This is a genomic window from Pseudomonas sp. fls2-241-R2A-110, assembly GCF_030209165.1.
Classification (GTDB): domain Bacteria; phylum Pseudomonadota; class Gammaproteobacteria; order Pseudomonadales; family Pseudomonadaceae; genus Aquipseudomonas.
In genome coordinates this window covers 33,323-58,197 of the sequence record NZ_JARVSN010000009.1, presented here as the reverse complement: position 1 = coordinate 58,197, position 24,875 = coordinate 33,323, and the positions used below count along the sequence as shown (strand labels likewise).

The 24,875-nt window shown below is 59.6% G+C and carries 28 protein-coding genes; 15 read left to right on the top strand and 13 right to left on the bottom strand.

Annotated features, from left to right (window positions below; all coding sequences use genetic code 11):
- Positions 1-78: 78 nt before the first annotated feature.
- A complete protein-coding gene (locus QRN31_RS07475; protein ID WP_285431141.1) occupies positions 79-1,512 on the bottom strand; it encodes an amino acid permease in 1,434 nt (477 codons plus the stop codon).
- 338 nt (positions 1,513-1,850) lie between these two features.
- Here QRN31_RS07475 and QRN31_RS07470 point away from each other — a divergent pair, with 338 nt between their 5' ends.
- From QRN31_RS07470 to QRN31_RS07455, 4 genes are all read left to right on the top strand, one after another.
- Entirely contained in the window at positions 1,851-3,269 is a 1,419-nt protein-coding gene (locus QRN31_RS07470; protein ID WP_285431140.1) for an aminotransferase-like domain-containing protein, read from the top strand.
- Positions 3,270-3,274: 5 nt separating this feature from the next.
- A complete protein-coding gene (locus QRN31_RS07465) occupies positions 3,275-4,519 on the top strand; it encodes an NAD(P)/FAD-dependent oxidoreductase (protein WP_285431138.1) in 1,245 nt (414 codons plus the stop codon).
- A 28-nt stretch (positions 4,520-4,547) separates the two neighbouring features.
- Positions 4,548-4,898, top strand: coding sequence for a RidA family protein (locus tag QRN31_RS07460; protein ID WP_285431136.1), 351 nt, complete (start codon positions 4,548-4,550; stop codon positions 4,896-4,898).
- Between the two features lie 117 nt (positions 4,899-5,015).
- The gene (locus tag QRN31_RS07455) at positions 5,016-5,330 is read left to right on the top strand and encodes a DUF2388 domain-containing protein (protein ID WP_285431134.1); all 315 of its coding nucleotides are present in this window, start codon (positions 5,016-5,018) and stop codon (positions 5,328-5,330) included.
- 59 nt (positions 5,331-5,389) lie between these two features.
- Here the strand turns inward: QRN31_RS07455 and QRN31_RS07450 are convergent, their stop codons facing one another.
- Complete coding sequence (locus QRN31_RS07450; RefSeq protein ID WP_285431132.1) at positions 5,390-6,310, bottom strand: pyridoxal-phosphate dependent enzyme; 921 nt, start codon at positions 6,308-6,310, stop codon at positions 5,390-5,392.
- A gap of 101 nt (positions 6,311-6,411) precedes the next feature.
- On the bottom strand, positions 6,412-7,203 hold the full coding sequence (locus tag QRN31_RS07445) for an SDR family NAD(P)-dependent oxidoreductase (protein WP_285431130.1): 792 nt from the start codon (positions 7,201-7,203) through the stop codon (positions 6,412-6,414).
- A gap of 125 nt (positions 7,204-7,328) precedes the next feature.
- Between QRN31_RS07445 and QRN31_RS07440 the strand changes: the two genes are divergently transcribed.
- Both QRN31_RS07440 and QRN31_RS07435 read left to right on the top strand, forming a co-directional pair.
- On the top strand, positions 7,329-8,276 hold the full coding sequence (locus tag QRN31_RS07440) for a GlxA family transcriptional regulator (protein WP_285431128.1): 948 nt from the start codon (positions 7,329-7,331) through the stop codon (positions 8,274-8,276).
- 80 nt (positions 8,277-8,356) lie between these two features.
- Positions 8,357-9,016, top strand: coding sequence for a methyltransferase family protein (locus tag QRN31_RS07435; protein ID WP_285431127.1), 660 nt, complete (start codon positions 8,357-8,359; stop codon positions 9,014-9,016).
- Between the two features lie 14 nt (positions 9,017-9,030).
- Here QRN31_RS07435 and QRN31_RS07430 read toward each other — a convergent pair whose 3' ends face one another.
- From QRN31_RS07430 to QRN31_RS07410, 5 genes are all read right to left on the bottom strand, one after another.
- The gene (locus tag QRN31_RS07430) at positions 9,031-9,699 is read right to left on the bottom strand and encodes an HAD-IA family hydrolase (protein ID WP_285431126.1); all 669 of its coding nucleotides are present in this window, start codon (positions 9,697-9,699) and stop codon (positions 9,031-9,033) included.
- A gap of 74 nt (positions 9,700-9,773) precedes the next feature.
- Entirely contained in the window at positions 9,774-10,181 is a 408-nt protein-coding gene (locus QRN31_RS07425) for a response regulator (protein ID WP_285431124.1), read from the bottom strand.
- Between the two features lie 180 nt (positions 10,182-10,361).
- Positions 10,362-10,658 carry a pentapeptide MXKDX repeat protein gene (locus QRN31_RS07420; RefSeq protein WP_285431123.1) on the bottom strand — a complete coding sequence of 99 codons (297 nt, stop codon included), beginning with the start codon at positions 10,656-10,658 and terminating at the stop codon, positions 10,362-10,364.
- A 68-nt stretch (positions 10,659-10,726) separates the two neighbouring features.
- Positions 10,727-11,512: a molybdopterin-dependent oxidoreductase gene (locus tag QRN31_RS07415; RefSeq protein ID WP_285431122.1), complete on the bottom strand. Its 786-nt coding sequence runs from the start codon at positions 11,510-11,512 to the stop codon at positions 10,727-10,729.
- Positions 11,509-12,129, bottom strand: coding sequence for a cytochrome b/b6 domain-containing protein (locus tag QRN31_RS07410; RefSeq protein WP_285431120.1), 621 nt, complete (start codon positions 12,127-12,129; stop codon positions 11,509-11,511). Before QRN31_RS07410 ends, QRN31_RS07415 begins: the two co-directional genes overlap by 4 nt.
- A 172-nt stretch (positions 12,130-12,301) precedes the next feature.
- Here QRN31_RS07410 and QRN31_RS07405 point away from each other — a divergent pair, with 172 nt between their 5' ends.
- Positions 12,302-13,243 (top strand): class I SAM-dependent methyltransferase, encoded by a 942-nt coding sequence (locus QRN31_RS07405; protein WP_285431119.1) that lies wholly within the window; start codon positions 12,302-12,304, stop codon positions 13,241-13,243.
- 24 nt (positions 13,244-13,267) lie between these two features.
- On the opposite strand, the gene QRN31_RS07400 is transcribed toward QRN31_RS07405, so the two are convergent.
- Positions 13,268-14,041: a helix-turn-helix transcriptional regulator gene (locus QRN31_RS07400; RefSeq protein ID WP_285431117.1), complete on the bottom strand. Its 774-nt coding sequence runs from the start codon at positions 14,039-14,041 to the stop codon at positions 13,268-13,270.
- A 111-nt stretch (positions 14,042-14,152) separates the two neighbouring features.
- Here QRN31_RS07400 and QRN31_RS07395 point away from each other — a divergent pair, with 111 nt between their 5' ends.
- Both QRN31_RS07395 and QRN31_RS07390 read left to right on the top strand, forming a co-directional pair.
- Positions 14,153-15,256 carry an extracellular solute-binding protein gene (locus QRN31_RS07395; protein WP_285431116.1) on the top strand — a complete coding sequence of 368 codons (1,104 nt, stop codon included), beginning with the start codon at positions 14,153-14,155 and terminating at the stop codon, positions 15,254-15,256.
- Between the two features lie 56 nt (positions 15,257-15,312).
- Positions 15,313-16,443 (top strand): DmpA family aminopeptidase, encoded by a 1,131-nt coding sequence (locus QRN31_RS07390; protein WP_285431114.1) that lies wholly within the window; start codon positions 15,313-15,315, stop codon positions 16,441-16,443.
- A 50-nt stretch (positions 16,444-16,493) separates the two neighbouring features.
- Here QRN31_RS07390 and QRN31_RS07385 read toward each other — a convergent pair whose 3' ends face one another.
- Both QRN31_RS07385 and QRN31_RS07380 read right to left on the bottom strand, forming a co-directional pair.
- Positions 16,494-16,958, bottom strand: a complete 465-nt coding sequence (locus QRN31_RS07385) for a cupin domain-containing protein (protein WP_285431113.1) — start codon at positions 16,956-16,958, stop codon at positions 16,494-16,496.
- 151 nt (positions 16,959-17,109) lie between these two features.
- Entirely contained in the window at positions 17,110-17,559 is a 450-nt protein-coding gene (locus QRN31_RS07380; protein ID WP_285431323.1) for a winged helix-turn-helix transcriptional regulator, read from the bottom strand.
- A 212-nt stretch (positions 17,560-17,771) separates the two neighbouring features.
- Between QRN31_RS07380 and QRN31_RS07375 the strand changes: the two genes are divergently transcribed.
- The 5 genes from QRN31_RS07375 to msrA all read left to right on the top strand — a co-directional run bounded on the left by QRN31_RS07375 (position 17,772) and on the right by msrA (position 21,238).
- A complete protein-coding gene (locus QRN31_RS07375) occupies positions 17,772-18,554 on the top strand; it encodes an SDR family NAD(P)-dependent oxidoreductase (protein ID WP_285431111.1) in 783 nt (260 codons plus the stop codon).
- Positions 18,555-19,122: 568 nt separating this feature from the next.
- Positions 19,123-19,575, top strand: a complete 453-nt coding sequence (locus QRN31_RS07370) for an Ohr family peroxiredoxin (protein ID WP_285431109.1) — start codon at positions 19,123-19,125, stop codon at positions 19,573-19,575.
- Positions 19,576-19,669: 94 nt separating this feature from the next.
- Positions 19,670-20,122, top strand: coding sequence for an Ohr family peroxiredoxin (locus QRN31_RS07365; protein WP_285431108.1), 453 nt, complete (start codon positions 19,670-19,672; stop codon positions 20,120-20,122).
- A gap of 144 nt (positions 20,123-20,266) precedes the next feature.
- Complete coding sequence (locus QRN31_RS07360) at positions 20,267-20,728, top strand: MarR family winged helix-turn-helix transcriptional regulator (RefSeq protein WP_222587218.1); 462 nt, start codon at positions 20,267-20,269, stop codon at positions 20,726-20,728.
- A 3-nt stretch (positions 20,729-20,731) separates the two neighbouring features.
- Positions 20,732-21,238 carry a peptide-methionine (S)-S-oxide reductase MsrA gene (msrA, locus tag QRN31_RS07355; RefSeq protein WP_285431107.1) on the top strand — a complete coding sequence of 169 codons (507 nt, stop codon included), beginning with the start codon at positions 20,732-20,734 and terminating at the stop codon, positions 21,236-21,238.
- A gap of 52 nt (positions 21,239-21,290) precedes the next feature.
- Here msrA and QRN31_RS07350 read toward each other — a convergent pair whose 3' ends face one another.
- Entirely contained in the window at positions 21,291-22,379 is a 1,089-nt protein-coding gene (locus QRN31_RS07350; RefSeq protein WP_285431105.1) for a polyamine ABC transporter substrate-binding protein, read from the bottom strand.
- Positions 22,380-22,418: 39 nt separating this feature from the next.
- Complete coding sequence (locus tag QRN31_RS07345; protein ID WP_285431103.1) at positions 22,419-23,720, bottom strand: NAD(P)/FAD-dependent oxidoreductase; 1,302 nt, start codon at positions 23,718-23,720, stop codon at positions 22,419-22,421.
- Between the two features lie 148 nt (positions 23,721-23,868).
- Between QRN31_RS07345 and QRN31_RS07340 the strand changes: the two genes are divergently transcribed.
- Positions 23,869-24,765, top strand: coding sequence for a LysR family transcriptional regulator (locus QRN31_RS07340; RefSeq protein ID WP_285431102.1), 897 nt, complete (start codon positions 23,869-23,871; stop codon positions 24,763-24,765).
- Positions 24,766-24,875 lie beyond the last annotated feature (110 nt).

Here is a 24,875-nt window from a genome sequence, read left to right as displayed (position 1 = left end):
ACCTATGGGCAAATTATTGTTTTGACCGGTGCAAGCCTTACTACTCAACAGCCCTCCGTGGCTCGATATCCCTGCGTTTCAAGACCGTGTCGCAACCCCCGCCAGAATGTCGATTGCGCTGAGGTGGGGCTTGCTGACCTGCTGACGACGGCGCTTGAGCACCACGTAAGCGGCGGAGACCACGCCAAGACTGACGAGGCTGGCAAGGAACTGGGTACGCAAGGATTCCTGGAACGCCATGGCGACCAAAACACCCGCAATCACTGCCACCACAGCATAGGACAGCCACGGAAACAGCCACATCTTGAGGGTCAGTCGGGCCGGCGCCGTGGCTTCTACCTGGCGGCGAACCTTGATCTGCGCCAGCGCCACCGCGAGGTACACGAACAGCATCACCGCACCGGAGGCATTGACCAGGAACAGGAACACGCCTTCTGGAGAAATGATCGCCGCCATGATCGCGATGTAGCCGATCACGCTGCTCAGCAGTACGGCCGCCCGGGGCACTTTGCGCCCGGTCAGCATCGACAGTTTTGCTGGCGCATCGCCGCGCTGACTGAGGCCGAACAGAATCCGCGAAGACACGTACAACCCGGAGTTCAGCGCCGACAGCACCGCCACCAGCACCACCGCTTGCATGATCATCGCGGCGCCAGGAATGCGCATGACTTCAAGCGCCGCCACGAACGGCGAGTGACCGGCAACGATTTGCCCCCACGGCACCACGCAGACAATCAGGAAGATCGAGCCGACATAAAAGGTGATGACCCGGAAGATCACCGAACGGGTCATGTTAGCCACGTTCTTGGATGGATCGTCGGACTCTGCGGCGGCGATGGTCGCAATCTCTGCGCCGCCGACCGCAAAGATGACCGTCGGCACACCCGCCAGAATCGCGCTGACGCCGTAAGGCATGAAGCCGCGGTCATTCACCAGGTTGCCCAGCAGGTCGCTGGTGCTCGGGGCGAAACCAAAGAGGTAGGCGCCGACCACGAAGATGAAGACGATGATCGCGAAGACTTTCAATGAAGCGAACCAGTATTCGAACTCGCCGTAGGACTTCACGGACAGGCAGTTGATGGCGGTCATGACTGCCAGCAGGCTCAGGCCGATCATCCACGCCGGCAATGGTATCCATTGCTGGAGAATATTGGCGCCGACCACCGCTTCCACCGCCACCACGATCACCCAGAAGTACCAGTACAACCAGCCGCTGGTAAAGCCGACCCAATTGCCCAGGCCGATTCGGGCGTATTCGGTAAAGGAACCGACGCCGGGCAGCGCCACGGCCATTTCGCCGAGCATGCGCATGACCAGCATCACCACGATGCCGGCAGCGAGATAACTGAGGAACGCCGCCGGGCCAATGGCCTGAATCGTTGCACTGCTGCCGACGAACAGGCCTGCACCGATGATCCCGCCGAGGGAAATCATCGTGATATGGCGCTGACGCAAGGCCCCGCTAAGGCGCTGCTGGCCGGGTTTTGTATCGGTTGGCTGGGCGTTGTTCACTGGATGACCTCCGCTTCAGGGTCTGGGGTCGATTGACCGGATAATTTCATCGAAGACTTTGCGCGAGGGGGACAACACACCGGATACTCTGTGCCGCCCGCTGACAGCCTGAAGAGTCGGTGGTGCCGGGACGAACCCGGCTGGAACGTTTCGATAGTCATGTGCGTACCCGTTGGGCTGAGCATGGCAGCCATTTTCTTATTGTGTTGCATGACAAGCATTACAACTCACACACTAATCACGGATTTTTAGCTTGTCAATGGGCTTTGTATCGGATAAAAAGCAATACAAATTTGCTTATTGTCTTGCTACAAGCATGACAAGCAGGGAACAGCACCATGAGTCAATTCGAACAATTGCTGGATGAACTGAAAGCCAGTGCCGCGTTGCAGCGCGACAAGGCCGAGACCCTTTACGCCCAATTGGCCGATTCATTGGCTGAAGCGATCGGCAACGGCAAGCTCAAACCGGGCGAGCGTCTACCGCCCCATCGCGAGTTCGCCAGTGCACTGGGGGTGAACATCACCACGGTGACCAAAGCCATGGCGGTGTTGCAACAGAAAGGCCTGGTAGAAAGCCGTCCCGGTCGTGGCACACAAGTCGCGCAGCCACGCCATCCCGCCGCGCAGTTCCAGTCGGCGCCGAGCAATGACCCCGGCACCGTCGACCTGAGCGTCAACCGCCCCGCCACCGACGGGTTCAATCGGGTCCTGGCGCAACTGCTGCCGCGACTGTCGAGCGATCCGCGTTTCGGCGACATGAAGGACTATCACCCTTCCGAAGGTCCGCTTTGGGCCCGTGAAGCCGCCGCCCAGTGGTTACGACACACAGGCGTCGAGGCCCAGGCCTCGCAAATGCTGATCGTCGAAGGCGCCCAGCATGGCATTGCCAATACACTGCGCAGCCTGACTAACAGCGGCGATACCGTGTTGGCCGACAGCGTGACCTATCAAGGCATCAACGCCTTGTGCCGTTCGCTGGGCCTGATCCTGGTCGGGGTCGACGCCGACGCTCGCGGCATGTCGCCCGAAGCGTTGCGCCTGGCGTGTGCCGAACATCAGCCACGGCTGCTGTTTCTGGTGCCGTCGATTCACAACCCTACTGCCATCACCCTGGACACCGAGCGCCGTGAAGAACTGGCCGCGGTGATCCGTGAAACCAACCTGCTGGTCATTGAAGACGACGTCTATCGGCCGCTGCTGGACCAATCGCCGCCCGCCTTTGCGGCGCTGATGCCGGAGCGCACGATCTACATTTCCGCCCTGTCCAAATGCATCGCGCCGGGGTTGCGCATGGGCTTTGTCATGGCGCCGCAACCGCTGGTGCAAGACATCGCCGCCATGCAACGCATCGACTGCTGGAGCACTTCGCCGCTGACCGCCCTGATTGCCACCCGGTTGATCGAGGACGGTCATGCCGATCAGTTGGTCTCGGAACAGCGCGAAGAACTGCGCATCCGCCAAGCGTTGCTGGCCACTCACCTTGAAGGCCTCGAATTTCAGCACAGCGCCACCGGCACGCACGCCTGGCTGGTTTTGCCGGAACCCTGGACCGGCTCGCGCTTTGCCCGCCTGTGCCACGACCGCGGCGTCGTGCTGCTGGCCGGTGGCGCCTTCACCCTGCGTCCGGAACTCTCGCCGCAAGCAGTGCGAATCAACATCTCGGCGGCCCTGTCACGGGACTCGCTGATCAAAGCCTTGAACGTCATCAGTCAATTGGCGCGCCAGGGTCATCTCTACATGCACAACCGGATCTGAGGAACATGACACAGCCAGTTCATTGCGAAATCGCCGTCATCGGCGCAGGCGTTGTCGGGGTTGCCACCGCACTCTGGCTGCGCCGCCAGGGTTATCAGGTGGTGTTGCTGGAGCGCGATGCGATAGCTAGCGGAGCGTCCTACGGCAATGCCGGCACCCTGGCACCTTACGGTGTGATGCCGATTGCGCAGCCGTCGCTGCTCAAGGCGATTCCGTCGCTGCTGTTCTCGCAGGAATCGCCCTTCGTCATCAACTGGGCACGTCTGCCCCGACTGATGCCCTGGCTGTTGCGTTTTCTCAATGAGTGCCGTGCTTCGCGCTGTGAAGCGAACACCCTGGCGCTGACAAAAATCCTCCAGCGCACCTACGACGGCTATGCACCGTTGCTGGCCGACTGCCCACAGGCCGATCAACATTTGCGCCACAACGGTTGCCTCTATGCCTATGGCACGGAGCAAGGTTTCGCCGGCGCCCAGGCCGCGATCCAGCTGCGCCGTTCGCTGGGGATTGCGCAACAGGTGCTGAGCGCTGCCGATGTCGATCAGCTGGAGCCGGCCCTCGCAGGCAAATCAGTGGCCGGCATCCTGTTCCCGGAGTCGTCGCACATGGACGATCCGCGCGCCTTCATCGAAGCGTTGGCCGCACCACTGGTTGCCGAAGGTGTGCTGCATCAGGCAACAATCACCGGTGTACAACGCCAGGCCGATGGCCTGCACCTTAGCAGCGCCGAAGGCAAGACCTGGCGCGCAGACCGGGTTGTGTTGTGCGGCGGAGCGTGGTCCGCCGCGTTGGCGCGTCAGGTCGGGGATCACATCCCACTGGATACCGAACGCGGCTATCACATCGAATTTGATCTGCAAGACACGCTGCTCAATCGCCCCTGCTGCCCGGTGGAAAGCGCGTTCTACATGACGCCCATGGCCGGACGCCTGCGTGTGGCGGGCACGGTGGAACTCGGTTCGATCAACGACCCGGCCAATCCAAAGCGCTTCGACTATCTGGAGCGACATGTACGCCGCGTCATGGGCCTGACTGAACCGGTCGCGCGCCGCTGGCTCGGGTTCCGCCCTTCGTTGCCCGATTCGCTGCCGGTCATCGGTCCATCGCCTAACGAGCCGCGAATGATCTACGCCTTCGGTCACCAGCACCTGGGCCTGACACTGGCGGGGGCCACCGGGCAGTTGGTCGCTGACTGCATTGCCGGTAAAGCCCCCTCCTGGCTGGACAGTTTTTCAGTGCAACGCTTCTGAGCGATTCCATTTCAAAGGAGAACAATTGATGCACATCATCGAGCGTAAACACACTAACCAGCGCATGAGCCAGATCGTTATCCACGGCAAAACCGTGTACCTGGCCGGGCAAGTCGGCGAACCTCATCATGACGTCGCCGACCAGACGCGTGACGCGCTTGCGCGCATCGATGTCTTGCTCGAAGAAGCCGGTTCGTCCAGAGAGCAGATGCTGCAGACCACTATCTGGCTGGCTGACATGGCGGATTTCGAAGCGATGAACGCCGTGTGGGATGCCTGGGTCCCGACAGGGCACGCGCCGGCCCGTGCCTGTGGTGAGGCGAAACTGGCGGACCCACGGTTGTTGGTGGAAATCATCGTATGCGCGGCGAGAGGCTGAGTCTTCCAGCAGACGCTTTTGAATGGATAACGCATCGCCAGGGAACTCCTGACAACCCCCATGCATCCTAAATTATGAGGTACTTCTTTTTTGCTTCACGCTTCAGAGGACTTTGCCATGCGCCGTCTGATTATCGTTTCATCATTCATGTTGTGTTTACCCTTCGGGTCGGCCTTCGCCAAAGTGGATGCGGGCGATGTCGCCACCTCAGCAGGGGTTTCTGCGTCGCTTTACTCGACGTTCAAGGATCACAAACTGGCGATTCCCGCTCGTGATGATGCCTCCAGCTTCGTGGCCAGTGGCGGTACGATTCGTGGGGTTTATCTCGAATCGGTGTTGAATAAAATCCGCCAGGACAATCCAAGCCTCAAAGCCAGCGACGAAGAGTTGGCCAGAGCCATCCTTATTCAGGAAAGCACAGCGGGTCAGTAAGGATTGAAATGTAGCGGTAGGGCTAGCGACACCTGGATCGTTTGCAGCCCTGCCTCGTTTCACCGCGGCAATGAACGCGCCCAGCCAGCGACCAGCTGTGCGCTGATGCTGACCCCGCCACACACCACAATAACCACGTCATGGGCCTGGGCAATCGCCGGATGGTCAAGGTAGGCGACAGCCAATGAAACACCGCATGCCGGCTCGACCAGTTGACGCAGGTCGCTGGCGTAACGCACCACGCCCATGATCGCCTCATCATCGCCGAGCACCACGCATTCGTAGGGAAACTCGCGAATGTGCTGCACGGGCCAGTCGGCCACTTGTGCCGCGCCAAGCGAAGTGGCGACGGTATCGATTCGCGGCAATCTGACTGGATGGCCAGCCTCCATGGCGGCCGCAAAAGATGCTGCCCCCAGGGTTTCGCAGGCGATGATCCGGCAATCTCTGCGGTTGTGCCGAATCAACCCGGTCAGGATGCCCGACAGCAAACCGCCGCCCCCCACCGACGTCACGATCGCATCGACTTGAGGACAGTCCTCCAGGACTTCATCGATCAGCGTGCTGTGCCCTTCCCACAACACGGGATGGTCAAACGCCGGTACGTATTGAGTATCCGATTCTTGCGAGAGTTCTTTCGCCCGTTGATTGGCCTCGTCCCAGACCTTGCCATGAACGATCACCTCGGCCCCGGTTTTGCTGATCCGCGCACGAGTGGTTTCTGGCGTGGTGTGCGGGACCACGATGCAGGCTTGCAACCCGAGGGCCGCGGCCGCCATGGCCGTGGCAAAACCGGCGTTACCACCGGATGGACAAACGACTTTGCGTTTACCCTGTGCCTTGGCCTGACTGCACAACAGGCCCATGCCGCGTAATTTGAATGAACCGCTGGGCTGCAGGTTTTCCAGTTTGAGCCAGATACGTCGGGCCGGCGTCGACAAGCCCGGGTGCAGAATCAACGGCGTTCTGATGTGCAGCATTTTGCGCTCCCTAGGGCAACACCGACCTGTCGGGATTTTCGACACGTCGGTGTGAATGGTCCTTATTCAAGCTTAGTTCACCTTGCCCCCAAGGTTACCTTCTACCGATAGCGCGGCGCCACCGACGAGTGGCCAAACGACCCGGACAGCACTTGGCGCTGACTTTCGTAGGTATCCCACTTGTCGCCCTCGTGCAAACTCGGGATCGTCACCACTTCCCCTCTCGCCAGTCCCAACAACGCGGCATCGACCATATCCTCGGCGGACATGACGATCTCTTGCGGCAGGTTTTCCACCGGGTTGCCGGCCTCGCTCCAGAAGTCGGTGGCAGTAGCCCCGGGCAGCACGGCTTGAACATGAACGCCCTTGTCGGCCAGTTCATGCTGCATTGACTGGCTCAATCCCAAGACAAACGCCTTGGTCCCACCGTAGACGCCATTGAGAATTTCCGGGGCGATTGCGACGATTGAGGCGATGTTGATCACAGTGCCGGTGCCGCGTGCCACAAACCCAGGCACCACGGCATAGGACAAACGCATCAACGCGGTGACATTGAGCGCGACCATGTCTTCCATGTCGTCCACCGGGCTGCCGAGTAACGGCATGACACCGCCAACGCCGGCATTGTTGACCAACAATGTGATGCTCGCGTCGTTGCGCAGAATGCTTTCGACCCTGAACAGGTCAGCCTTTTGCTTGAGATCAGCGGCGACCACTTCGATGACGCGGCCGGTTTCGTTGCTCAGGTGGTTGGCCAGCGCGTTGAGCTTTGCCTGGCTGCGAGCCACCAGAATCAGGTCGTAACCCTGGCGCGCGAGACGGTCGGCATAAACCGCGCCGATGCCCGAAGAAGCGCCAGTAATCAGTGCGGTGCCTTTGGATGAGAGGGCCATGTTCAATTTCCTTCACAGTGAGGCGATAAGGTCGCCGGGTGTGAACTGTTATAAATTGACTTACGCTCGTCTCAAATGACGTTTAAAGTACGTTTTTCGGACATGACCGTTTGAGGGCATCATCGATGACATCCGTGGCGTTCGTGGTTTTCGAGGGTTTTCAGTCCATGGCGCTGGCCGCCATGCCAGTGTTCGAGTACGCCAACTTCAGCGCCGGCGAAGCGCTGTATGACGTGAGCGTGATCTCTGAGGACGGCCGCACGTTGCGCGCTTCCGGCGGATTGAGCGTCGGGACCCAGGCGTTCGATGAGCGGGTGTTCGACACGGTAATCGTGGTCGGTGGCGATTGTGTCCTCCAACAGGCACCCGAAGGCGTGTTGTCCTACTTGCGCGCCAGCGTCAAAACCGCACGGCGCACCGCCTCGATTTGTTCGGGGGCATTCGTGCTGGCCCAGGCCGGGTTGCTCGATGGGCGGCGCGCCACCACGCACTGGGCTTACGCGCGAGAACTGCAAGCGCGGTTTCCCTCGATCAAGGTTGAAGAAGACCGCATTTACGTAGTCGACGGTGCCTTCTGGACCTCGGCGGGCATGACCGCCGGCATCGACCTCGCGCTGGCGATGGTCGAAAAGGACCACGGTGCCGAACTGGCCCGCGCCGTCGCGCAGAAGCTGGTGATGTATCAGCGCCGCGGGGGTGGCCAGTCACAGCATTCGGCGTTGCTGGAACTGGCGCCCAAATCCGACCGTATACAGACCGTCCTCGGCTACGCCCGGGAACACTTGGCGTCACCGTTATCGGTGGAGCAACTGGCGGAAGTCGCGCGCCTGAGTCCTCGCCAATTCAGCCGGACCTTTCGCGCCGAAACCGGCCAGTCCCCGGCCAAGGCCATCGAAAACCTGCGGCTGGAATCGGCGCGACAACTGCTCGAACACGGGCGCCTGACCCTTGATCAAATCGCCACCGAGTCCGGATTCACTGACCGTCGCCGCATGCGCGAAGCCTTCCTGCGCGCGTTTGGTCAGCCGCCACAGGTGATTCGGCGCAACGCCAGGTCGCGGATGACCGCGTGATGCCGAGTGAGCAGGCTGCGCCGACGAATCAGCCTGACCCTCTACACTGAAGAAGTCGGTGCAACTCCGGAAGGATGCCCATGAAAATCTCGCCCAAACTGGCGTTTTTCGCCATCGTCTCCACCCTCGCCTACCTCGGTCTCGCGATCTGGGGGCTGGGCGGTTTGGCGGCGTTTTTTTCTCATGCGCCGCTGGTGGTCATTGCCTTCGCCACCTTGGCGATGGTCATTGCCTCGCTGTTCACCGAGGTCAATTTGAGTTCCGGCGAACGCGAAGACCGGGCTAATCGCTGGGTGCTGCCGGCGTTCGGGGTGATCGGTTTGTTGAGTGGCTACCTGCCGGCCTATACCGACCGGATCGACTTCTGGACCTTCGGTGGCGAAGGTGTGCGCTGGCTGGGGGCATTGCTGTTTATCGTCGGCGGCGCGCTGCGGATGTGGCCGGTGTTTGTGCTGGGCAAGCGTTTTAGCGGGCTGGTGGCGATTCAACCGGGACACCGTCTGGTCACCGACGGCATTTACCGGCGTTTGCGTAACCCCAGTTACCTGGGAATGATGGTGATCGGCGTGGGCTGGGCCCTGGGTTTTCGCTCGAGTGTCGGACTGATGCTGGCGGCGCTGACGGTGATTCCGCTGATTGCCCGCATTCACTCGGAAGAGGCGCTGTTAAGGGCGCAATTCGGGAGTGAATACGAGGCTTATTGCGCGAGAAGCTGGCGGTTGATTCCCGGAATTTATTGAAGCCCGCCCCATACTTAGAATTGCATCAGGCAGAGTTTTCCATCGGGATCTAGTTGCGCGGTCACCCGGTCATAACCGGCAAAGGTGGCATGTCGCGTCTGGATCGGATGGTCATGTGTCGCGGTGATGATCACAAGGTCTGCCCCGGCAGCTTCCGCCGCCAGAATGCCCACGGCGGCGTCTTCGAATATCAGACAATCGTTGACCTGAAAACCTAGCCGTCCAGCGGCCAGTCGATAGCCCGAAGGATCCGGTTTGCCGGCGCTGACGTCTTCGGCGGTGACCATCACGGCAGGCTCGGGAATCCCCGCAGCGGCCATTCGGCGCAAGGCCAGCGCTCTCGGCGCCGAGGTGACGATCGCCCATTGATTCGCCGGCAAGCCGTTCAGGAAGTTCGCCGCGCCGGACACCTCGACAATCCCCTCGACGTCCTCGATTTCCGCTTCGGTTATCCAGTTGGCTTCTGCCTCGGCATCAACTGCCGGCAAGGCCAGACGATTGATGGTGTCGATGGCCCGGGCGCCATGAATGGTCGGCAGGAAAGATTCGACATCCACCCCGTGGCGCAAGGCCCAGGTTGTCCAGATCCGCTCGGCGGCGGCGATGGAGTTGAGGACGGTGCCATCCATATCAAACAGAAAGGCACGATACGGCGTATTCAAAATGCAATCGTGGGCAGACAAGGATGAGCTTCCTCTCGCAAGAGCCAGGACGGGTTCGCCGAGCAATGTAGCACTTGCAAAGAGACAACGACGTATCAGCCGAGCGTTTTGGACTTCAAGGCTACGTCTACGCAATCCAGCAATTGCCCGATTGCCCAGGGCTTCTTGATGAACGTGACCGGGTGCTTCACTCCGGAGGTTTCGGGGGTTTCGAAACCGGACATGATCATGATTGGCGTCTGCGGCCAGCGATCACCGCACAGATTGGCCAATGCCGCACCGTTGATTTTCCCTGGCATGGTGATGTCGGTCAGTAGCAGCGAGACACCGTCGGCATGCTGATCCAGATACAGTGAAGCAGCGTCTGCGCTGGTATGCGGTACAACCTTGAAACCTTCCTCCTGAAGAATTTCGCAGAGAAACTCCAGGATCAACGGGTCATCCTCGACCACCAGAATCAACCTTTCTGGAAGGTGCTCGCCCGCCATCGATACTGGACACATGACTTCGTCACTCCCTGATTGCACAAATGATTTCGCGGACTCAAATCCGCCGCCTACAGGTATGAGCAGCGGACTCGACGGAAATTCACTTTTGATACAGGCAGACGACAAAAACAGGCGCCTAGCAGTCTGCTTCGGCGCCTGTCAGCCATGTTCCGACCCGCAGGGACGGTGTTCGGGTCAGTACGAGGTGGCGTCTTTTTTCATGGCGTCCTTGGACATCTCGTCCTTTTTCATCGTGTCCTTGCTCATGGCGTCTTTTTTCATCGTGTCTTTGCTCATGGCATCCTTTTTCATCGTGTCCTTGGACATGGCATCCTTTTTCATCGTGTTTTTCTGCATGGCATCTTTGGACATGGCGTCCTTGCTCATGCTGTCGTTGCTCATGCCGTTATTGGTTGTGGCCTCGGCGGCAAAAACGCTGGCAGCGCCCACGGCGAGGCACATGGACAGGACAACGGTGGTCAGCTTTTTCATGATGAGACTCCAGAAGCACAGGTTGCGATTGAGCGCAGCACAGGCTGCGCGATGAATAACCAGGGCCGTCAACTACCACCGAACCAGTTGTAGCCCTGGTCTTCCCAGTAGCCACCCGGATAGGTGTTGGTGACGAAAATCGCCTGAATGTGTTTGGGATTTTTGTAGCCCAGCTTGGTGGGCATGCGCAGCTTCATCGGGAAGCCGTACTGGCGCGGCAGCACCGCGCCGTCATAGGTCAGTGTCAGCAGGGTTTGCGAATGCAGCGCGGTGGCCATGTCGATGCTGGTGTAGTAATCGTCAGCGCACTTGAAGCCGACATATTTGGCGTCCGTATCGGCGCCGACCCGTTTCAGAAAATCACTGAAGCGCACGCCGCCCCAGCGCCCGATCGCGCTCCAGCCTTCGACGCAGATGTGCCGGGTGATCTGGTCGGTTTGAGGCATGGCGCGCAGTTCTTCGAGGCGCCAACTGCGTTTGTCCGCGACCATGCCGGTGACCTCCAGTCGATAGCTCTCCTCCTCCACCGTCGGCGCCTCATCGATACCGTAAAAGGCATTGAAGGGAAACGGTCGAGTGATCATCGACTCGGGATAGGTCGGCGCCAGTGCGTTGGGGTTGAACAACCAGCCCTGCACCCGGTCATTGAACCGGGACATGGAAGACAGTGCGGTATCGACGCTTTCGTTGTCGGTAAGGTCGCAGCCGGACAACAGGGCGACGCCACCGAGGGTCAAGCCGCGTAGCAGGAACGAGCGACGCGAACGGTCTTCGATCTGCGGGGCAATGATTTTACGGGCGTCGGACAGGATGGAGGACTCGTCCAGCCCTGAGCCTACGATGCGCTTTTTCATACAGGCTCCTTGTGCCCGAAAATCATGGCCCACAACGTTTTTGGCACCACCGCGACCATCACCAGATGAACCGCGACGAAGGCCACCAGCAGCGACATCGCGATGAAGTGCACATGCCGCGCCGTGTCGTACCCACCCAGCAGTTCACGCAACAACGGAAACTGGACGGACTTCCACAACACCAGCCCGGACAGCACCAGCAGCGTGATGTCGACCATCACGAACAGGTAAGCCACACGTTGCACCTGGTTGTAATGACTCAGGTCGGCATGACCCAGCCGGCCGCGCAAGGCTGCCCACAGGTCATGCAGGACGCCGTTGGGTGAAACCGGGAAAAAGCGCCGCGACAGACGGCCGCTGGTGATGTTGATGACGAGATAGACAAGGCCGTTGATGGCCAGCAACCACATGGCTGCGAAATGCCACTGCAAGGCGCCCCCCAGCCAGCCGCCCAGCGTGATGGCCTTGGGAAAACTGAAATCGTAAAGCGGGGAAGCGTTGTAGATGCGCCAACCGCTGGTGACCATGACCAGCACCGCCAGGGCGTTCAGCCAGTGGGTTAGTCGCAGCCAGCGAGGATGCGTGCTGACCGTGGGTGAAGCGGTTAACTTCGACATGTCGGGCTCCCGGTGGCTGTTGTTATTGGTTGGAGCCGATTATGCGAGCCGACTGTTCGCCAAATCCTCACGCAAAGTTAAATAAAACGTGATAACTCTCGATGCCTGACTGCGGTGCTCGCCCCGCAATTGTGGTTAAAATGCCGCCCCCCAAAATTGCCGACGCTGCCCGATGAACTCAGACGCCCTCTCCACCCTGCACAACCATTTGCTGACAGCGCTGGCAGCGGCCCCTGCGGAAACCCGCCGGCTGTTCCACGGCCGTGGCCGATGCTGGCCGGGGCTGGAGCAATTGACCGTCGATTGGTTGCAGGGCGTGGTGCTGGTGTCGCTGTTCAAGGAACCTGAGGCATCGCAGCTGGAAGCGCTGAAAGGCGTGCTGATGGACATCACCCAATCGTCGGAATGGAAACAATCCGGCGCGCAAACCCTGCTGCTGCAACACCGTTACCTGCTGCAAAGCACCACCGAATGGTTGCTGGGGGACGCCATCGAGGAAATGACCATCACCGAAGGTGGCCTGCGCTATCGCGTCGACCTGGGCCGCAAGCAGAACACCGGGCTGTTCCTCGACATGCGCTATGGCCGTGATTGGGTCAGGGCCAATGCCGAGGGCAAACGGGTGTTGAATCTGTTCGCCTATACCTGCGGTTTTTCGGTGGCGGCCATCGAGGGCGGCGCCGAACACGTGGTCAATCTGGACATGTCCAGCCCGGCCCTGAACCGTGGCCGCGACAACCACCGGCTCAATGGCCACGACATGAGCAAGGTGACGTTTCTCGGCCACGATCTGTTCAAATCCTGGGGCAAGGTGATTGGCAAAGGCCCTTACGATCTGGTGATCATCGACCCTCCGTCCTTCCAGAAAGGCAGTTTCCTGCTGACCAAGGATTACCAGCGCGTGCTGCGCCGCCTGCCGGAATTGCTCAGCCCCGAGGGCACAGTACTGGCGTGCATGAATGACCCGGCGTTCGGTGCCGACTTCCTGATTGAGGGTGTCGAGCGAGAAGCGCCGAGCCTGCGTTTCGAGCAACGGCTGGAGAACCCGCCGGAGTTTCCGGACGCTGATATTGAATGCGGGTTGAAGGCGCTGGTGTTCAAGCTGGGGGCCTGAGTGCGCCCACAGAGAATCAGCTGATCAATGCGGCTGAAGTACCAGCGCAAACAACTCGCCGTGACCATTCACATTGAGCTTGTGATAGAGATTACGCCGGTGCACTTTCACCGTCTCCGGTGAAATGCCCATTTGCTGGGCCATGGCTTTGCTGGAAAAGCCCTGGAGAATCAGTCGCGCGGTTTCGATTTCCCGTACCGACAAGCGCGCATCGAAGCGATCCAGCAAGGTTGCCAGATCGCCGGCCACAGGCTCGGCGGCCACGCCTTGCGGCGGCATCAATTGCAGATGACGGCGCATCGCCGCCAGCACCCAGTCACGCACGCACAGCAAGCGGCCCTGCTCCTGGAGGGTGAATCGCGTTGAGCGGCCCATCGACAGACCGAGCACGGCGCCGTCGACGTTGACCATGAATTGCAATTCGTCACTGCCCACCACCGAGCGGAAATAGCTCAAGTAGTACTCGCTCTGCAGGAACTGGTCGGCGGCCACCGAATCCAGGCTGTGCAAACCATCGACAATGCCGGCACACACCGCTTGGTAAAAAGGATCGAGTAAGTACATGCCGGCGCTGTAGTCCGCCAGTTCTTCCTGCTCGGTGGCGCTGCCTTTTGAGTCGAAGTCGATCAACAACCGTGGCACTCGCCCCGAGTGCAGCAGCGCCACCAGGGCGTTGTCCATCGGCACCAACAGCCGCAGCGTGTCGACCAGCGCGCGCCAGAAACCGTCCTGCCCCAACGCACCAAATACCCGCGCCAGCCCCTGATGCACCGGTAACTCTTTCAACAACGCGTCCACGCACTACCCCTTTCGAGTAACCCATGATGGGAATGGGTGTGTATTACGCCTGCCGATACGCTGCAAGCACCTGATCATTACCGGCCTGCAGTAGGCCAGGAGTGCCGCATCATGAGTCGTCCCCGTCAACAGATCAATCTCGGACTGAGCGCTCTTTTGTGCGTTTCGCTGTCGGCCTTCGCAGTGGATGGCCCGACCGTTCATGTCTACAACTGGTATGACTACATCGGTCCCAACACCCTGCACGACTTCAAGCGTGATACCGGTATCGAGCCGGTTTACGACACCTTCGACAGCGCCGAAGTGCTGGAAGGCAAACTGCTGACCAGCCGCAGCGGATACGACGTAGTGGTGGCGAGCAACTTCAGCCTGCCGACCCTGATCAAGGCCGGTGCCCTGGCGCCTCTGCCCCGCGCGCAGATGCCGGATTTCAAGAACATGGACACCGACCTGTTGGCGAAACTGGCCAACAACGATCCGGGCAACCAGTACGCCGTGCCGTATCTGTGGGGCACCAACGGCATCGGCTACAACATCGATAAGGTCCGCGCCGCACTGGGCGACAAGGCCCCGGTGGATTCCTGGGACCTGGTGTTCAACGAAGAGAACCTGGCCAAGCTCGGCCAGTGCGGCGTAGCGATGCTTGACTCGCCCTCCGAGATGCTGCCGGTCGCCCTGCACTACCTGGGCTTGCCGCCCAACAGCACTAACCCCGAAGACTACAAAAAAGCCGAAGCGCTGCTGCTCAAGCTGCGCCCGCACATCACTTACTTCAATTCGTCCAAGTTCATCAGCGACCTGGCTAACGGCGACATTTGCGTGGCCGTGGGTTGGTCGGGCGCCATGCTGGAAGCCAAGAAAAACGCCGAGCAGGCCAACAACGGCGTGAAAATCGCCTACAGCCTGCCCAAGGAAGGTGCGCCGGTCTGGTTCGATACGCTGGTGTTGCTCAAGGACGCACCGCATCCGGAGCAAGGCCTGGCTTTCATCGACTACCTGATGCGCCCCGAAGTCATCGCCCCGGTCAGCGATCACCTGTCCTACCCCAACGGTAACCGCAACGCGACGCCGCTGGTGGCCGAAGCGACCCGCAACAACCCGGCCGTCTACCCGTCCGCCGAAGCCCTGGCCACGTTGTTCACCCTCCAGCCTCTGCCGCCAGCCACCGAACGAGTGCGCACGCGAGTCTGGAGCAAAGTGAAGAACGGCCAGTAAAACGCAACCGATCCTGTCCCTTGTGAATTAACCATTCGATGAACATGAGAGAAACGATGAAACCACGTGCCCGCGACTTGAACATCCAGTTCGGCCAACTGCAACCTGGCCCCCTCAATGCCATCACCGATGTGCCTGGCGTACGCGTCGGCCACAGCGATGTGCGTGGACGAACCGCCAGCGGCCGTGACATCTTCACCGGTGTCACCCTGATCGAACCGCGTGCCGGGTCGACCAATCAGCAACCGTGTTTTGCCGGCGTCCATGTGCTCAACGGCAATGGCGACGCCACCGGTCTTGAGTGGATTCGCGAAGCCGGTCTGCTGACCAGCCCGATTGCCTTCACCAACACCCACAGCCTGGGCGTGGTGCGTGATGCGCTGATTGCGCTGGATCGCGAAGCCCAACCCGACGATGGCCGACTCTACTGGAACATGCCCGTGGTGCTGGAGACCTACGACGGCCTGCTCAGCGATATCAACGGTTTTCATGTGAAGCCCGAGCACGTGGCCCAAGCGCAACGCAACGCAGTGGGCGGCGCGGTAACGGAAGGTGCCGTGGGCGGCGGCAGCGGGATGATCTGCCACGAGTTCAAGGGCGGCATCGGCACCTCCTCGCGGCAATTGAGCAAGGCACAGGGCGGCTGGACCGTCGGCGCCATCGTCCAGGCCAACCATGGTATTCGCAACGAATTGCGCGTCGATGGTTACCCGGTCGGGCGGTACATGGAAAAAGCCGACTCGCCGTTTCTCAGGGCGTCGTTGCCTCATCCGGGGATGGGTTCGATCGTCGTTTGCCTGGCCACCGATGCGCCATTGCTGCCGCACCAATGCACACGGCTGGCACAGCGCGCCAGCCTGGGACTTGCTCGCACCGGCGGCGGCAACGAAGACCACAGCGGCGACATTTTCATCGCCTTCGCCACCGGTAACCAGCACGTGCCGCCAGCGGCCTATGAAGGCAAAGGGGCGCCAACCTGCGACGACCTGCGTATGGTCAACAACGACCACATCAGCGAGTTGTTCCTGGCCGCAACCGAAGCGGTCGAAGAAGCCATCATCAACGCCCTGCTGGCCTCTGAAACGACGGAAGGCAACGGTCACGCCGTACCGGGTCTGGATGAGAAAACACTGCTCAAGGCCTTGCGTCAGGCTGGATGGCCCGGAGATTCAACCACCAATCTCTAAACCCGCGGTTTGAGCATGACGCCCGGTGCAACGCATCGGGCGTCCATCGCTTATTGCTCCAGCACCACCAGCGGCGCGTCTTTGTTCACGATGTAAGTCGCCAGTTCCGAGGCTTTGCTGTCACCAACGTTCTTGGCGACGTGCGCGGTGCCGGCGGGGATGTACAAGGAATCGCCCGCCTTGAGCGTGACCGGTGCCTGCCCTTCAAGCTGATACTCGAACGTCCCCGAGATGACGTGGGCCACTTCAACCCCAGGATGAGAATGCTTGGGGGAAGCCACGCCTGCATCGAAATCAACCAGAACCTGAATCACTTCACGCCCTGAGACGTCGAGGTCCTGACGCAACAGATCCGTGCGATGCAGCCCCGCCTGCCAGTTTTTTGCCGGCGCGGCTTGTGCGGGGACCTTCACCTCTTCGGCTTGAGAGAAACTCGCGATTGCGCTGAGCGATACGACGGCAGCCAGGGCGATGCCGAGCTTGCCAGGGATGTTACGAAGATTGATACGGGACATCTCGACTCTCCAATGGGTGCACGGCAAGGCCGGCGAGAGCTGCATTACGAGGTCGCGGTGTATCGCGCAAGTGTCAAACAAGCCTGAATTTGTATGCCAGGTTGGCTGCCGGCGCCGGGGATACGTTCAGATACAAACCTGGGTGCGCATGTCAGTGCGGTACGCCCAATTTGGTCACGATGTCTTCTGACTGGAGCTGACGCCCGTCCGTCGAAACCAACTGCAGTTTCTGGATGGGCTTGCGGTCTTTTGCATCGACCATGACCGACCCCGGTTCGCCGGGTTCGTACAAAAATTCGTTGCCCCATTGCGACAGCGCAATCAGCACAGTCTGCAACGCCCTGCCCTTTTCGGTCAGCACATACTCCTTGTAAATACTGCCGTCAGCCGCCGGTTCCATGCGCATCACGCCCTCTGCCACCAGGCTTTTGAGGCGGGTGCTCAAAATGTTTTTCGCGACATCCAGGTTTTTCTGAAAATCACTGAAGCGCTTCGTCCCCGAGAGCGCATCACGGATGATCAGCAACGACCACCAATCGCCAATGAGATCCAGGGACCGAGCGACGGGACAGGGACTGCCCTGCAAACTTTTGCGTTTCACGTCAATAAACCTCCACCCGAAAAGGTTGCCGGCACTTACGCGCATCCGTCGGTCCGGCAGGTGGTTGCATAATACAACCAGCGCTGGTAGAAATAACACCACTTGGTTTCATCATGAAACCATTAACCTGTTCTCAGGTAGCTCGCAGCTGTGCCAGACGCACAGTCACTTCGTCATCAATGGTTGCATGATAAAACCGTAGGAGAGTCCCCATGAAACTGGCTGGAAAAACTGCATTCATCACCGGCGGCAACAGCGGCCTGGGCCTGGCCACCGCCAAACTGTTCATCGCCGAAGGCGCAAAAGTGGCGATTACCGGTCGCAGTCAAAAAACCCTGGATGAAGCCAGGGAAGCACTTGGACCAAACCTGCTGGCAATCAAGGCCGACCTGACGGATGTGAGCGAGATCGAGCGCGCCGTCACCGAAGCTGTTGCCACCTTCGGCAAGCTGGATATTGTTTTCGCCAATGCCGGCATTGCTGGGCAAACCCCGGTCGGCGGAACCTCGCTGGAGACCTTTCAGAACATTATCCAGACCAACCTCACCGGCACGTTTTTCACCGTGCAAGCGACCGAGCCGCATCTCAATCCGGGTGCATCGATCATCTTGAACGGGTCGGTGCATGCCATCCTCGGATGGCCGGGCTACAGCGCCTACGCGGCCAGCAAAGCTGCGGTTCGCGCCATGACACGCGTGATGGCCGCCGAATTTGCTCCACGGGGTATTCGCGTCAATCAGATTACGCCCGGCGCAACGCGCACACCGGTATGGAACCCTCACGCCGTCAAGGTTGGCATGGATGCGCTGGAGGAAAAGCTGATCACCACCATTCCGCTGGGTCGCATCGGTGAAGCCGATGAAGTCGCCTCGGTCGCGCTGTTCCTCGCCTCCAGCGATTCTTCAAACGTAGTCGGCGCAGAAATTGTCGTCGATGGCGCTGCAACCAGTTCACCCATGGGCGCACCTGCTCACCGGAAAAACTGGCAGGCGTAACGAAGGTGAAAAGTGAGGACGTCGCATGCAGCCTGTGTAGCTCGCAGGTTGCACGCCGTTGTTATCGATAGCATTTTTCCATCCTGCGGGCGTACCTCAAGGATGAAATCGGTCTAAAAATCCAGAGGCGCGTTTCGCACGCTTTGCTAATCTGAATTTTGTAGGTGAAGACGCAGACTGATGCGCAAGAGGATAGCGAGGAAGCGTGGGGCGCGCTCCTAAGGGTACACGGTTAGAAAGATCTCCAAGGTGAGATCCAGCCCTTACGCCGTGTGAAGCAAGACAGCACAAGACTGTTCTGTCAGAAGCCTGAGAAACCTCGTAAGCCAGAGACCAGCGCTGGCCACCTACTCGATTCCAAAGCCCGCCTCGTGCGGGCTTTTCGTTTTGCGCCGACGCAAAAATCGGTATCCGGCCCTCTTCAAAGCCATTCGACCACTCGTCGCCAAGTACACCCATGCCCTCTTGACTTCACTTGGCGCCTGCGTGAATATTATTTCAATCGGATGCGATCTAAACGCATACGACATACAAATTTGATTGAACATTAACGTTGAGGATTCACCCCATGAGCAAGATCGAAAAAGTCCTGGCCTCCGGCAAAACCCACACCACCCTGAGCAGCGCCGGCGTCACGTCGCGTGGCCATAACGGCAGCCTCGACATCGTGCTGTCATCGCCGGGCAGCGATAAGCCAGTCCATGAATTCAAAGGCACCCAGCCGCACCCGAAAGCAGAGCAACTGTTTGCCGGCGCCTGGTCGGCCTGCTACATCGCCGCCGTCGGCCTCGCCGCCAAGCAGCGCAACGTCGAGCTTCCCTCCGACCTGTCCGTCGACATCGAAGTCGACCTGGGCCAGACCGGTGACGCTTACTTCCTGCAAGCACGCCTGACACTGCGCGCTCCTGGACTGGATCACGCTGTAGCAACAGAAATCGCCCATGCGGCCGACCAGATTTGCCCGTACTCCAAGGCGACCCGCGGAAACATCAATGTGGCGCTGAACGTCCTCACGGCTTGAAGCAGCCTTTGAATTTCTAGAAGCGACACATATATCGCATGCGATGCACGCGCATGCGATACGTAAACCTTATTAACGCATTCAGGTAATCCTCATGAGCAAGATCGAAAAAGTCCTGGCCACCGGCAAAACCCACACCACCGCCAGCAGCACCGGCAACACCTCGCGCGGCCACAATGGCAGCCTCGACATCGCGCTCTCGTCACCCGGCAACACAACGCCTGTGCACGTGTTCGCCGCCACCCAGCCTCACCCGGCTGCCGAGCAACTGTTCGCTGGCGCCTGGTCAGCCTGCTACACCGCCGCCGTCGGGTTGGTGGCCAATGATCTGAATGTGGTGCTGCCGTCCGATATGTCCGTCGACATCGAAGTCGACGTGGGCCAAACGGGTCAGGACTACTTCCTTCAAGCTCGCTTGACCCTGCGCGTACCCGGCCTGTCGGACGATATCGCAAAGACGCTGGCGCACACTGCCGACCAGATCTGCCCGTACTCGAAAGCAACGCGAGGCAACATCGACGTGGACTTGAAGGTACTCACGACTTGATGCAGCGCACGGCGGGTTCGACATTTTGTGTCGAACCCGTCACTGGCCGTTGATCAAACAGCGACTTAGAGCACTTACGACACCATCGCACACGAGGTATATTTCAGGATTGCGTGACAGCCGTCTTCGACGAACGAGGCCCCCATGAAGTCCACACAAGACGCCGTACCCGCCGACTTGAAACTCTCCGATTTTCTGTGTTTTGCGGTCTATTCAACCAACCTCGCGTTCGGCAAGGCGTACAAGCCGATCCTCGAACGGCTGGGCCTGACTTACACGCAATACATCACCATCGTGGCGCTTTGGGAGCAGGACAACCAGACCGTCGGCAGCCTCGGCGAAAAGCTGTTTCTTGAATCGAACACGCTCACGCCGATCCTGAAAAAACTCGAAGCAATGGGTTTCCTGCAACGCCAGCGCGATCCTGAAGACGAGCGTCAGGTGCGAATCAACCTGACCAAACAAGGCAAGGCGTTGCGCGAAGACCAGCCGGAGACCGGGCTGTCCGGTGCGACGGGCCTGACGCAAGAGGAGTTCACGCAATTGCAGAAGTCGATCGTGACGCTGCGCAACAACCTGATCAAATCAATGAACACTGAGGAGTAAGCAATGACCACGCACACTGAAACTGCACTTCTGGCCGGTGGCTGCTTCTGGGGCATGCAGGATTTGCTGAGGAAACAACCCGGCGTGCTGTCGACGCGAGTGGGTTACTCCGGCGGCGATGTGCCCAACGCCACTTACCGCAACCATGGCACTCACGCCGAAGCGATCGAGATTGTGTTCGACCCGAACATCACCAGCTATCGGCAGATCCTCGAGTTTTTCTTCCAGATTCATGATCCGTCGACCGCCAATCGTCAGGGTAACGACATCGGCCTCAGCTACCGCTCGGCGATTTTCTATTTGAATGAAGACCAGCGAGCGATAGCCGAAGACACGGCGGCCGATGTCGATGCCTCCGGTCTGTGGCCCGGCAAGGTCGTGACTGAAATCGTGCCCGCCGGCCCGTTCTGGGAAGCAGAACCGGAGCATCAGGACTACCTGGAAAGATTGCCCAGCGGCTACACCTGCCACTTCATCCGGCCAAACTGGAAACTGCCGAAACGCGCTTGACGCAAAAAATCCCCGGGGCCGGCGTTGGCCCCCGGGGACTATTCAAATGCCATCAGGTATTGGTCTTCAACTTGGTCCACAGACGTGTGCTCAGCCGTGCAATCGCGGCGGGCAGATCCTCAACGGTGAACAGTTTGTCCATCACCGATTTGGGCGGGTAGATCGCCAGGTCCTGCTTCACCGCCGGATTGACCAAGGCATCCGCCGCCAGGTTCGGGTTGGCGTAATGGATGCTGTTGCTGATGTTGGCAATGACGTCAGGCTTCAACAGGTAATTCATGTACGCGTAGCCATTCTTCTCGTGCGGTGCGCTTTTAGGCATGACTACCATGTCGAGCCACAGGGTCGAACCTTCGTCCGGAATCGAATAGGCAATGTCGATGCCGTTCCCCGCTTCCTTGGCGCTGTCCGCCGCTTGCACCACATCACCGTTGAAACCGATCACCACGCAAACATTGCCGTTGGCCAGGTCGCTGACGTATTTGGACGCATGGAAATACTGGATGTAAGGCCGGATCTTGAGTAATGCCTGCTCGGCTTTCTGGTAATCCGCCGGCTCGTGGCTATGGGGCGGCAGTCCCAGGTAATTGAGGGTGATCGGCAGAATCTGCGTCGGATTATCGATAATCGCCACGCCGCACTCACTCAACTTCTTGATGTTGCTCTCATCAAAAATCAGCTTCCAGGAATGGGTGACATCGGTGGTGCCGAAGATCGCCTTGATCTTCTCGACGTTGTAGCCAATACCGGCGGTGCCCCACATGTACGGATAGCCGTACTGGTTGCCCGGGTCGTTGACCTCAAGTTTTTTCATTAGCGCCGGATCGAGGTTTTTCCAGTTGGGCAGCTGGCTTTTATCCAGCTTCTGGATGGCGCCAGCCTTGATCAAGCGCGACAGAAAATGGTTCGAAGGGCTGACCACGTCATAACCGGTATTGCCGGTCATCAGTTTTGATTCCAGGACTTCGTTGCTGTCGTGAATGTCGTACGTCGCCTTGATTCCGGTTTCCTGGGTGAAACGGGTCAGGGTGTCGTCGGCGATGTAGCCGTTCCAGTTGGAAATGTTGACCGCTTCAGCCGCGTAGGTGGTTGCCGAAAATGCCGCGAGCGCGAGCGTCAGGGAAACAGTGTTGAGCTGCATGTTGAATCACCTTTTTGTTCTTTTGTGATAACCGGAAATCTAGATTTCTGTGCGGGCCCGAACGGCTTCGACGCGCATCCGCAGCAGCGCGCCGATGTCGAGCAAGGGGCGCGGCGGTAGCCAGCCGGGTTGGGCCCTGCGCATCACCGCATCGAGCATCGGCGAGCCAATATCCGAGGCTAGTTCGGCGAGCAGTCGTCCCCAAAGGGTGCCGCGCGCCACGCCTGAACCGTTGCACCCGGCCACGGCAAACACGCCCTCTTCCACTCTGGAAAAAAACGGCTGCCCGGAGCGCGAGGCGCTCAGGTGTCCGGTCCAGGTGTGCTGGATGTCCTGCTCGGTCAGCCACGGAAAACGCCGTTGCAAACCCACCGCATGGTGCTGTCGACGAACCCGCAGTTCATTGCCGGACAAATCCCGCGAGCGGTATTCCGCCGTGTTGCGGATCATCACTCGACGGTCGGGTGTCAGCCGGACCGTCGCACCCAGTGGACGGGTGGACAGCACGCCCCAAGGCTCCACGCTACCGATGTGGCGAAATTCCTCATCACTCAACGGCCGCGTGAGGCTGGCACTGAGCTCCATCGGGAACGTGCCGCTGTCATGAAGGCCTGCGCGTGGCACAAAGGCATTCAGGCAGACCAGCACCTGTTTTGCCTCGATGCTGCCCTCGATACCGTTGGCACGCAGGCGTCCTTTCCCCAGCCGTTCAAGCCCGGTAATGTCGGTGTTTTCGTAGACGGTCACGGTGTCTGGCAGCGCCTCCAGCAAGCCTTTCACGTACTTCGCCGGCTGCAGCAGCGCATTGCCTTTGCCACACCAGATCGCCGCGCGGTAATGCCGGGTGCCGAGCTTTTGATTCAGTTGATCACCTTCCAGAAACTCGGCGGAGGCGCCCAGCGTGCGCAGTGTCTGGAGTTTGGCGTCGATGTGAGTCAGCTTGGCGGGATCGCTGACCGCGAAGAAATAGCCGGCGTCCCTGAAATCACACTCGATGCCGTGCCGGGCAATCATCGTGCGGACTTCCGTGCTGGCCGCACGTGAAATTGAAGTATCGACTTCGAAGCCGGCGAACCCGGGATTGCCCATCAATTCGTCACGGGTCGGGTGTTCGTGGGCCACCACAAAACCGGAATTGCGCGCCGAAGCGCCCTGCGCCGCCCGTTGCCGGTCGACCACCACGATGCGTGCCCCGGGGTGCAATTGCGCCAGTGCATGGGCGGCGCTCAAACCGGTGATGCCGGCACCGATGACCAGCCAATCGGCGTCTTGCGGCCCTTTGAGACGATCACGCGCCGCAGCACTCCCTGCTTGCGCGATCCAGCCACATTCATTCTTCATGCGTCACCTGCCCAGATTGTCGTTCTGCGAGCCGGCTCATGCAATCGTCGCATGGACGATGTGTGACGGCGGCTGCTAGCGCTAGAATCTATTAGGTCTTCGGTGATACAACCAACGTTATAAACTCATTGAGCTATTCATAAAACGCATGGATAAGATTCGCCACGTCCCATCCCTCCAAGCCATGCAGGCACTGGTGGAAGTCGCTGAGTCGGGCAGCTTCACTCAGGCCGCGCACAAACTCTGCCTGACCCAAAGTGCGGTCAGCCGGCAGATACAACAATTGGAAAGTCACTTTGGTGTGCCGATGTTTATCAGAAGCAGCCGCAGCATTCGGCTGACCTCGGAAGGCGAACAGGTTCTGGCCAGCGCGCGCACGATCCTTGAGCAACTGAAAAACCTTGAGGATCGGCTCTCGCCGCAAAAACGCCCGTTCCGCATTCGCATGCATGTGTCATTGGCGGTGCGCTGGTTGTTGCCTAAGTTGAGCGACTTCTATCGGTGTTACCCGGACATTTCCCTGTCGATCGAAACCGTCGCGACGGAGATCGTCGAACCGGCCAGCGACAGCGATGCCTACATCCGCTATTTACCCGAACCGTCCAGCGATCCGGCTTGCCTGACCCTTTTCGAGGAAGCGCTGGTTCCGGTTTGCGCGCCTGGCCTTGGCAGCGCCATTCGACCTTTGGCGTCGATGGAGGACCTTGTCGACTTCCCGCTGCTCCACCGTTCGGCAGACCAGCAAGCCTGGATCGAATGGTTGGCAGCCAATGACGGCAAACCGCTGGAAGCCTATCGACACATCCCCTTCAATCTCGATGAACTGGCGCTGGATGCCGCCGCGCGCGGACTGGGGGTGGCCGTGACGGACCTGACCCTGGCGGAAGAATCGATTGATCGTGGGGTGCTCGTTGTCCCGTTCGGGTTGCCGCTGAAGACTAGAGGGGTTTATTCGCTGTGCCTGCAACCTTCGGCGGCGTCGCATCCAGGGTGCGCGCAGGTGATGCAATGGTTCGCCGGCCAGGCTGAACAGCCCATCGATTAAAAGAGGAATGACTACCCCTGTGGGAGCGAGCCTGCTCGCGATGGCGGTGTGACAGTTATCAACTTTTTGACTGATAAACCGCTATCGCGAGCAGGCTCACTCCCACAGGG